This window comes from Pseudomonas sp. 5Ae-yellow, assembly GCF_014077575.1.
Lineage (GTDB): Bacteria > Pseudomonadota > Gammaproteobacteria > Pseudomonadales > Pseudomonadaceae > Halopseudomonas > Halopseudomonas neustonica.
The window spans coordinates 1-217 of the sequence record NZ_JACGWE010000169.1 but is presented as its reverse complement, the minus strand read 5'-3'; the positions used below and the strand labels follow the sequence as shown (position 1 = coordinate 217).

Genomic DNA, 217 nt, shown 5'->3' with positions numbered 1-217 from the left:
GAGTAGCGACCTTGCTCCTCTGCAGCAGTACGCCAGGCGTCTTGCGGGGTATGTCGACGGGATTATTTCCAGCGCCCTCTACCGGATGAACACCAGTGTTCTGGAAGGCATGAACAACAAGATCAAGGTCATCAAACGAATGGCTTACGGTTACCGGGATAACAACTACTTCTTCTTGAAAATCAAAGCAGCGTTTCCCGGTAAAATGCGATGAACC

The 217-nt window shown here is 50.2% G+C and carries 1 protein-coding gene; it reads left to right on the top strand.

From position 1 onward, the window contains the following. Positions 1-214: transposase (locus H4J77_RS19715; RefSeq protein ID WP_182250170.1), on the top strand; the 214-nt coding region annotated here is incomplete at its 5' end. Positions 215-217 lie beyond the last annotated feature (3 nt).